Source organism: Helicobacter monodelphidis, from assembly GCF_003288845.1.
GTDB lineage: Bacteria > Campylobacterota > Campylobacteria > Campylobacterales > Helicobacteraceae > NHYN01.
Window position 1 is genome coordinate 1 of sequence record NZ_NHYN01000033.1, and the last position, 8,375, is coordinate 8,375.

General features: G+C 32.3%; 7 protein-coding genes. 6 read left to right on the top strand and 1 reads right to left on the bottom strand.

The window, feature by feature from the left end; translation table 11 throughout:
- The first annotated feature begins 340 nt into the window (after window positions 1–340).
- Genes CCZ01_RS09310 through CCZ01_RS09335 form a run of 6 tightly spaced genes read left to right on the top strand, consistent with a single transcriptional unit; the run spans window position 341 to window position 6,002 of the window.
- Window positions 341–1,168, top strand: coding sequence for a substrate-binding domain-containing protein (locus CCZ01_RS09310; RefSeq protein ID WP_112052945.1), 828 nt, complete (start codon window positions 341–343; stop codon window positions 1,166–1,168).
- 51 nt (window positions 1,169–1,219) lie between these two features.
- A complete protein-coding gene (pstC, locus tag CCZ01_RS09315) occupies window positions 1,220–2,062 on the top strand; it encodes a phosphate ABC transporter permease subunit PstC (RefSeq protein WP_112052946.1) in 843 nt (280 codons plus the stop codon).
- The gene (gene pstA, locus CCZ01_RS09320) at window positions 2,059–2,877 is read left to right on the top strand and encodes a phosphate ABC transporter permease PstA (protein WP_112052947.1); all 819 of its coding nucleotides are present in this window, start codon (window positions 2,059–2,061) and stop codon (window positions 2,875–2,877) included. Before pstC ends, pstA begins: the two co-directional genes overlap by 4 nt.
- Window positions 2,878–2,886: 9 nt before the next feature.
- The gene (gene pstB / locus CCZ01_RS09325; RefSeq protein ID WP_112052948.1) at window positions 2,887–3,645 is read left to right on the top strand and encodes a phosphate ABC transporter ATP-binding protein PstB; all 759 of its coding nucleotides are present in this window, start codon (window positions 2,887–2,889) and stop codon (window positions 3,643–3,645) included.
- A 36-nt stretch (window positions 3,646–3,681) separates the two neighbouring features.
- Window positions 3,682–4,347: a response regulator transcription factor gene (locus tag CCZ01_RS09330; protein WP_112052949.1), complete on the top strand. Its 666-nt coding sequence runs from the start codon at window positions 3,682–3,684 to the stop codon at window positions 4,345–4,347.
- Window positions 4,347–6,002 carry an ATP-binding protein gene (locus CCZ01_RS09335; protein WP_112052950.1) on the top strand — a complete coding sequence of 552 codons (1,656 nt, stop codon included), beginning with the start codon at window positions 4,347–4,349 and terminating at the stop codon, window positions 6,000–6,002. Before CCZ01_RS09330 ends, CCZ01_RS09335 begins: the two co-directional genes overlap by 1 nt.
- Window positions 6,003–6,172: 170 nt before the next feature.
- On the opposite strand, the gene recG is transcribed toward CCZ01_RS09335, so the two are convergent.
- Entirely contained in the window at window positions 6,173–8,038 is a 1,866-nt protein-coding gene (gene recG / locus CCZ01_RS09340; protein ID WP_112052951.1) for an ATP-dependent DNA helicase RecG, read from the bottom strand.
- Window positions 8,039–8,375 lie beyond the last annotated feature (337 nt).

The window sequence follows — 8,375 nt, forward strand, 5'->3', positions numbered from 1 at the left end:
TAATGTTGAAGAACCAGAATCTGCTGAAACTACCGCATTGAAGGTATCATCGCGTTCTGTTCCTGTATAAGCAGTAGTACCTGCAGTAAGACTGAAAGTCTAGGTGATGAGATGGAATTTGAGGTAAGATGAATAGGTTAATCATATAAAGGAAAATCTCTTTAGATTCTTTAATTAGATATTATCAATATCTTAAAAGGGTATTGTAGCATTGTATGTATTTTATTCTGCTTTTGCCATAAGGCATAATTGTGAGTATTTTACATAAATTTTACAAACCACACCTATATATTTTACAGCCTTTATTTATAATTATTCGATATTTTTATAAGGAGACTTGATGAAAAAAATCACATTAGGAGTGCTAGCAGCTTTGAGTTTTGGTTATGGGGTAGCAATTGCAGCAGAAATTATTCACCCCATTTCAAGAGAAAAAGGTTCGGGAACGCGAGGTGCATTTGTAGAAATTTTTGATATTCATAAAGAAATTAATGGTAAAAAAGTTGATGCAACAACCAAAAAAGCAGAGGTTACTAATTCAACAGGCGTAATGATTACGAGTATTGCACAATCAAAAAATGCGATAGGTTATATCTCTTTAGGTTCACTAAACAATAGTGTAAAATCTGTAAAAATAGATGGTATAGCACCTAGCGTTGAAAACATTAACAAAAAAAGTTATAAGGTTTCTCGCCCTTTCAATATTGTTACAAATAAGGTTAGCCCATTAGCTGAAGATTTCCTTAAGTACACATTCAGTGCAAAACAGGTTATTGAAAAAGCCGGCTATATCGCCACAAAGCAAGATTCCTTTGAAAGCAAAAAGCCGGAAGGAAAGCTTGTTATTGCCGGTTCTAGCTCTATTACACCACTAATGGAAAAGCTTTCTGAAAGCTACAAAAAGATTAATCAAAATGCAACAATTGAGATTTTACAGTCAGATTCAACAACGGGGGTAAATTCTGTTGTTGAGGGCATTGCTGATTTGGGTATGGTTTCAAGAGAATTAAAAAAGGCGGAATTAGATAAGGGAATAAATGTGAATGTTATTGCCATCGATGGGCTTGCAGTGATTGTGAACAAAGAAAATCCTATCGACAATATATCTAAGGATAATGTAAAGAAAATTTTTCTAGGCGATATTCAAAACTGGGAAGATGTAAAATAATTTTGAATCTGTATGAATGGGAATATCCCATTTATTCTTATAAGGAATAATATGAAAGATCATTTTTTTAAGATCTTGTTTGCCTTTTGTGCAATTATTTCCATTGTTGCTGTTTTGATGATTTGTAGTTTTTTGTTAATGAATGCTATCCCAACATTGCAACAAATTAGCATTGTTGATTTCCTTTTTGGTTTTGAATGGTATCCAGAACATGAAATTTTCGGTATTTTTCCGATGATTGTTGGGAGTATTTATGTAACGGCTTTAGCGATTCTTATCGGCGTTCCTATAGGCATTTTTAGTGCCGTCTATCTCTCGCAATTTTGCCCAAAACATATCCAAAAATATGTTCTACCAGCGGTAGAATTGCTCGGGGCTATCCCCTCTGTTGTTTATGGTTTTTTTGGAATTATTGTCGTTGTACCTGTCTTGCACACTATATTTGATGAAGTGTCTGGAAAAAGTCTATTTGCGGCGGCTATTATACTCTCTATTATGATTTTACCCACAATCATTCTTGTTTCAAAATCGGCTATTGATTCTGTTCCAACAACTTATTTTGAGGGGGCATTAGCTTTAGGTGCAAGTCCGGAAAGAAGTGTATTTTTCGCAGTGCTTCCTGCTGCAAAAAGTGGCATTCTAGCAAGTGTAATTCTTGGTGTTGGACGAGCTATTGGAGAGGCAATGGCTGTGATGATGGTTGCGGGAAATCAAGTTCAAATCCCAAGCCATCTTTTAGATGGAGTGAGAACTTTAACAACAAATATTGTCTTAGAGATGGGATATTCAGAAGGTTTACATAGAGATGTTTTGATTACAAATGGCGTTGTTTTGTTTGTATTTATTCTTTTGATTAATATGAGTTTTAACGCTCTCAAGAAGGAAAAAGTATGAAGCACGATTGGCTTTCAAAAATTTTATTTTATTCCTTAAGAATTTCTATTTTCATAACCTTAGGAATATTTACTATTTTAATTGGGTTTATTTTTATTAAAGGTATGACTTATTTTTCCTTTGATTTGTTTTCTTGGGAATATAGTAGTCAAAATGTTTCTATGATGCCAGCAATTATTAATACCTTTAATATGGTAGTTTTTGCCTTAGCAATTGCCGTTCCTATCGGTGTTTTTGGGGCAGTTTTTTTAAGCGAATACGCAAAAAAAGATTCTCAAATTATCCGCATTGTTTCCCTTGCCTCTGAAACATTAATGGGTATTCCATCTATCGTTTATGGTTTATTTGGATATTTGATGTTTGTAGGATATTTTGGTTTTGGTTATAGCTTTTTATCGGGTAGCTTAACTTTATGTATTATGATTTTACCACTCATTTTGCGTAGCTCTCAAGAAGCTCTATATGCCGTGCCTCTCAATTTAAGGGAGGCAAGTTTTGCGTTAGGGGCTGGAAAATTGCGTACTATTTTTGCCATTGTTATTCCTACTGCAATGCCAGGCATTCTAGCGGGAATTATTCTTAGTATTGGCAAAATCGTGGGTGAAAGTGCTGCTTTGCTTTATACTTCTTCAACAAGTCCGCAAGTTGCCGGATTGCTTGACTCTGGACGCACATTAAGCGTTCATATGTATGTTATCTCTAGCGAAGGATTGCATATTAACGAAGCCTATAGTACAGCAATGGTTTTAATGGTGATTGTGCTTGGAATAAATATTTGTTCCAAAATTATTGCACAAAAATTAACTAAAAATTGAGGAAATTAAATGGAAAATACGGTTTGTTTCAATGTAAAAGATATGAATTTATATTATGGTAATTTTCAAGCCTTAAAAAAGATTAATATGCAGATTGAAAAATCTCAAGTAACCGCTTTTATCGGTCCTAGTGGTTGCGGAAAAAGTACTTTTATCAAGAGCCTTAATCGTATGAATGATCTTATTGATGGCTGCAAAATAGAGGGAAAAATTCTTTTTGATGGGGATAATATTTATAAAAAATATGATGTTAATCGTTTGCGTAAAAAGGTGGGTATGGTTTTTCAAAAACCTAATCCATTCCCAATGAGTATTTATGATAATCTTACTTTTGCACCCAAAACGCATGGTATTAAATGCAAAAGTGAATTAGATTTTATTGTTGAATCTGCCCTGAAAGATGTTGGGCTTTGGAAAGACATTAAGGATAGGCTTAAACAATCAGCATTGAGTCTAAGCGGGGGGCAACAGCAACGACTCTGTATTGCAAGAACTTTAAGTATTCACCCTGAAGTCATTTTGATGGACGAACCAACAAGCGCCCTTGACCCTATTTCTACACTTAAAATTGAAGAATTAATTTCTAAGCTTAAAAATAAATATACGATTATTATCGTAACACATAATATGCAACAAGCCCATCGCATTTCTCATAAAACAGCTTTCTTTCTGCTTGGTGAAGTGATTGAATTTGATAAGACAGAAAAAATTTTTAGTTCTCCAAAAAATAAAAAAACACAAGATTATATTGAGGGAAAATTTGGATAAAAACTTATATAATAACGAAAAAAGTAAAGGTTATTCGTGGTTTATGTTGTTGAAGATGATCATACAATTTTAGGACTTGTGCTATATGCTCTAAAATCTCAAAATATTGAATCAGAGGGCTTTATGAATGCCGAAGATTGCCTTAAAGCAATTGAAGTAAAAATCCCACAACTCATTCTTTTAGATATTATGCTACCTAAAATAGATGGCTTTGAGATGTTAAAAAAACTCAAAAGTCATTCTAAGACGAGGCATATCAGTGTAATTTTACTTTCTGCCCTCAATAGTGAATTTGAGATAATTAAAGGTTTAGATTTAGGGGCTGATGATTACCTAACAAAACCCTTTGGTATTATGGAACTGCTTGCAAGAATACGCGTCATCTTGCGACGCAATGAACATAATAATGATGAAATAATTTTTGATGGTCTCATATTCTCTACACAAAAGCATTGTGTTACACTCTACAATCAGCCCATAGAATTGACTCTGAAAGAATTTGAATTGCTATCTCTATTGTTGAAAAATAAAGAAAAAAGCTTTAGTCGTGATGAAATATTAGAATTAATTTGGGGGTATAGCTACACAGGGGAAAGTCGCACAGTTGATATGCACATTAAAACCCTTAGACAAAAGTTGGGTGAATGGGGAAAAAAGATAAAGACTATACGCGGGATAGGCTATAAGCTTGAGAGAGAATAATGTATAAAAAAATTTTTGGGGCAATTTTTCTTACTTGTATAAGTATTTTATTTTTTACTCATATTATTTTATTTTTTTTACTTGATTCTATGCTAGAATCTCAAGCCTTCCAAACTCTCAAAAAAGAAGCTCATCTTTTAAAGAATCATCTTCATTTATTAATAGAAGAGAAAATTCCATTATCTCATCGCATTAGTATACTTTCAAAAAATGGGGATATTCTCTATGAGAGCCTACAAATGGATTTACCTAACCATAAAGATAGAGAGGAATTTATTACCGCATTAAAACAGCACGAATCAAAAAGCATTCGTTATTCTGAAACATTGCAGAAGAAAATGCTTTATTATGCCATATCTAGCACCTTAAATGGAGAAAATGTCGTTTTGCGTTTGGCGATGCCCCAAAAAAGTATCGAAGATATTTTTTATTATTTTCTACCTTATTTTATTTTTGAAATTTTATTTTGTATTTTTATTATATTTTTTATTGCTAGAATTCTTACAAAATCGATCATTAAACCTTTGCAATCTATCCATTTAGAAAGTCTTTTACAAAAAGTCCCTTATAAAGAGTTAACCCCTTTTGTGGAGCGACTTAAAAATGAACATAAAATTGTAAAAAATCGTCTCAAAGGGCTAAAACAACGACAAGGACAAATGTTACTTCTTGTCCATAATATGAGTGATGGGCTAATTTTGCTTGATAAGCAAGGTAAAATTTTACTTGCAAATAAAAGAGCTGAAGAATATTTTAGTCATATCACAAATATGTTACATATTAATGAAATTGAAGATAATCTTTTTTTACAAAAAGTATGGACTTATCTTAATGTTTTTAAAAAAGATAAAGAACAAAAAAATGAGCATTTTCGCTTAGGTTACAAAGAAAGCGAGGTATTATTTTGTCCTGTTTATTCAAAAAACAAATTTAGGGGTATTGTCATTATTTTACAAAATTTAGATGCAGAAATTCAAGCAAAAAATATGAGGAGAGAATTTAGTGCAAATGTTACTCACGAGCTTAAAACACCTTTAACATCAATTCTTGCAAGCAGTGAAATGTTAAAACATCACCTTGTTTCTCAAGAAGATTTTCCAACATTCATTAATAACATTCATGAAGAGGCAAAAAAATTACTCAAAATGATTAACGAAATCATTCAAATATCCTTCCTTGACGAACAAGAGGGCTTTTTACCGACTCAAAAAATTAATATCGGTGCAATCACAAGTGCGGTTTTGAAACGTTTAGAGCTAATAGCCAAACAACATCTTATCAATATTCAATGCAATATTCAAAATGCCTATATTTTAGGAAATGCGGAGTTGATTGAAAATATGATTTATAATTTATGTGACAATGCAATAAAATATAATCATCATAAAGGAAATGTATGGGTGAATGTAACACAAGAAAATGGTAAAATAAAATTTTGTGTAAAAGATAGTGGTATTGGCATTCCTAAAGACTCTACCCATCGTATTTTTGAACGCTTTTACCGCGTGGATAAGGGACGTTGTAAGCATTTTGGTGGAACAGGATTAGGCTTATCAATCGTTAAATCTGTGGTTCATTATCATCAAGCACAACTCACCTTTCACACACAAGAAGGAAAAGGAAGTGAGTTTGTAATATTATTTAATGCTATCTAGTTAACTATTCCCGTCGCCTAAGAAAGTGGGCTTTCTGATTAAATCTAGTCTGCTAGATAGCTTAAAAGACTTTTTGTTTATAGTTTAATGGACTAATTCCTAACCTAAAGGATTCTAATCCACAATTCAAGACATTAAGTCCTGCATTTATACCTTTATCATTATAATGATTATAACTTTTGTATATTTTCTATAGTTTCTTTTGCTTCTTGTAGTATTTCTATATCGTCACTTAAGCTAAAAAATCTAAACTCTTCTCCGCTCTGTCTTTCTCCACCAAGAATATCACCCGATTTTCTCAATCGTAAGTCAAGCTCTGCAACCTCAAATCCATCTTGACAAGCCGCAAAGGATTCCAGACGTTCAGATTTTTCCTTATGTGTAAACAAGAAACAATATCCCGCTAAACCATTACGGCTAACGCGTCCTCGAAGTTGATGGAGTGTTGCAAGTCCAAATCGTTCAGCACCTGAAATAACAATTGTTGATAACCTTGGTAGGGAAATACCCACTTCAATAATGGTTGTGCTAAGAAGAATATGACCTTTCTCCCTAAATTCTAAAAGTTTATTTTCTTTATCCTTATCTTTTCCATGTGTAATATAAACAGATTCAAAATGTTTTTTCCAAAAAGATTCAACATCACTCAAAGAACGATAAAGGGAGGTTTCAGAGCTATTCACGAGAGGATAAATAATTGCAACCTGCCTGTTTTGGCTAATTTCTTGTTGAATATGAGAAAGTAAATCAGGAAAATCCTTGCGTGAAATAACTTTTGTATGTACAATGCGTTCAAACGGACGTTGTTTAATTAAGCTTAGATCAACAAAGCTAGATTCAATCATTGCAAGTGTGCGTGGAATAGGCGTTGCAGAGAATTGCAGGGTATGAGGGCGAGATTTTTTTTGTATCTTTTCAATTTCTTCAAATAAAGAAATTGTTGAAGGTTCTTCATCAAGAATTTGTGAAGAAATAAAAAAATTACGATGCCCAACACCAAATCGATGTTGTTCATCAATCATAATCAATACAACATTCCTGATATTATGCCATAAAAGTGCGTGTGTACCGATAATAAAATGTGCATTTTGAATTTCTGTATCTTGAATGCTTTCTCCACCTTTAACAAGTACAATTTTCATATTTTTGGGTAAAAATTTTATAGCTTCCTCATAAAGTTGTATAGCAAGTAAAGAGGTAGGTGCCATCAAGAGACTACGTTGTGGAAAGACCATAAACGCCGATGCAAAAATAACAAGACTTTTTCCACAACCTACATCACCCATAATCACACGTTTTGTTGCATTGTTTCCCTGCAAATCTGTATAAATATCGATAATTGTTTGATGTTGATCTTGCGTGAGAGAAAAAGGGAGATTTAAAATAAATTTTTGGGGATTATTTAATTTAATTTTTGGGGATTTATATTCTTTCTTATTTATTTTAATAGCCAATAAAAAACGATAAATTTCTAAAAATTTTAACGCCTTTAAGCTTTTCGGTGAAAAAGTATTTAATTTTTTATATACATTTAAAAAAATAGGTGTTGGTTTATATATTTTTTCTATTTCTTGTGCATGATGAAGTGGAATAGACTGCTTAACTAAGGCTTCTGTCGTCAGAGATTCTTGAAAAAAACTTAAAATTTTCTTGCGTGATACTCCGGCAATAGTTGGCAAAATAGGTACAATTTCACCACTATCTTTTAAAACTCTGGGTTGAATAATTTTCAAATAACCATCTGTATAATCAGGTTTTCCTGAAATAATTAGATTATTATTATGATAAAATTGACTTGAATGATAATGTTTAGGATTAAAAATCACCATCTCAACATCTTGTTGAAACATAGGCATATAAGCAAGAATATGAGCAACTTTACGATTAATTAATTTATAATTTATAATTTTTACTTCAACAACTAAAGGAGATTCTTGTAAGTTTTGGCTAAGAATTTGATTTTCATAGCCCTTTGGAGTAATTAATGCTAGGTCAATAATATTTTTACAGCGTAGTTTTTCTAAAATAGTAGCCATTTTTGTGCATCCTTGTTGTTTTTATCTTGGCTATGAAATTGTATTGTTCAAATTCTGAATTTTTTCTAAGGTAGACAGTTTCTTCCTAATCCTATTTTACCATTTCCCATACAATGCTACAATACCCTTTTAAGATATTGATTAAGATATTGATAATATCTAATTAAAGAATCTAAAGAGATTTTCCTTTATATGATTAACCTATTCATCTTACCTCAAATTCCATCTCATCACCTAGACTTTCAGTCTTACTGCAGGTACTACTGCTTATACAGGAACAGAACGCGATGATACCTTCAATGCGGTAGTTTCAGCAGATTCTGGTTCTTCAACATTA

What these genes read in the sequence shown, in the direction of transcription:
- CCZ01_RS09335 (WP_112052950.1), top strand. Translation starts at nt 4,347, where the DNA reads ATGTATAAAAAAATTTTTGGGGCAATTTTTCTTACTTGTATAAGTATT.
- CCZ01_RS09310 (WP_112052945.1), top strand. Translation starts at nt 341, where the DNA reads ATGAAAAAAATCACATTAGGAGTGCTAGCAGCTTTGAGTTTTGGTTAT.
- pstB (WP_112052948.1), top strand. Translation starts at nt 2,887, where the DNA reads ATGGAAAATACGGTTTGTTTCAATGTAAAAGATATGAATTTATATTAT.
- pstA (WP_112052947.1), top strand. Translation starts at nt 2,059, where the DNA reads ATGAAGCACGATTGGCTTTCAAAAATTTTATTTTATTCCTTAAGAATT.
- pstC (WP_112052946.1), top strand. Translation starts at nt 1,220, where the DNA reads ATGAAAGATCATTTTTTTAAGATCTTGTTTGCCTTTTGTGCAATTATT.
- recG (WP_112052951.1), bottom strand. Translation starts at nt 8,038, where the DNA reads ATGGCTACTATTTTAGAAAAACTACGCTGTAAAAATATTATTGACCTA.